The organism is Monashia sp. HAY1-2A, assembly GCF_056755315.1.
In genome coordinates, this window is sequence record NZ_JBNDHY010000314.1 from 1 (window position 1) to 819 (window position 819).

Consider the following 819-nt stretch of genomic DNA (forward strand, 5'->3'; position numbering starts at 1 on the left):
GGTCTGGACCGTCCCGCTGTGAGCCGGGAGAAGCAGGACTTTCGCACCTACCCCGGACGACCCGTGCGCCCTAGTCTCGACCTTCCCGTGCAGGACCGTCGACGAGCGAAAGGTGGGCCTCAATGACGATCAAGGTGTTCCTCCTCGACGACCACGAAGTGGTGCGGCGAGGCCTGCGGGAACTGCTCGAGGAGACGCCGGGCTTCCAGGTCGTCGGCGAGTCCGGGCTCGCGAGGGAAGCCGCCCGGCGGATCCCTGCCATCCGGCCCGACGTCGCCGTGTTCGACGTGCGCCTCCCGGACGGCTCAGGCATCGAGGCCTGCCGCAACGTCCGCTCCATCGACCCGACGATCGCCTGCCTCATCCTCACCTCGTTCGCCGATGACCAGGCCCTGACCGCTGCGGTCCTGGCCGGCGCGGCAGGCTTCGTGCTCAAGGACATCAAGGGGAACGGCTTGGTGGAGGCGATCCAGCGGGTTGCGGCCGGGGAGAACCTTCTCGACACACCGCGTGTCGACCGCCTGCGTGACAGCTGGAGGCGGGGACAGGAGACCGACCCTCGACTGAGGGCACTCAGCCCTCAGGAGCGCCGCATCCTCGACCACCTCGCGCGGGGGATGACGAACCGCCAGATCGGCGAGGACATGTCGCTCGCCGAGAAGACCGTCAAGAACTACGTCACCTCGGTGCTGTCGAAGATGGGCCTGGAGCGACGCACCCAGGCCGCCGTCTACGTCGCGACCCACCAGCCGCCGGAACGTGCGGGCTGACGAGCTCCGCGCGGGTCCACGGGCTCGCAGGGTGGCTCGGTCCTGGCTC

1 protein-coding gene is annotated in these 819 nt (G+C 69.2%); it reads left to right on the forward strand.

The genetic code is table 11. The annotated features are described in order from the left end of the window. Positions 1–122 precede the first annotated feature (122 nt). Complete coding sequence (locus ACPYOM_RS22065; protein ID WP_481343387.1) at positions 123–770, forward strand: response regulator; 648 nt, start codon at positions 123–125, stop codon at positions 768–770. Positions 771–819: the final 49 nt, after the last annotated feature.

Coding starts and splice junctions, on each gene's coding strand:
- ACPYOM_RS22065 (WP_481343387.1), top strand. CDS start 123: ATGACGATCAAGGTGTTCCTCCTCGACGACCACGAAGTGGTGCGGCGA.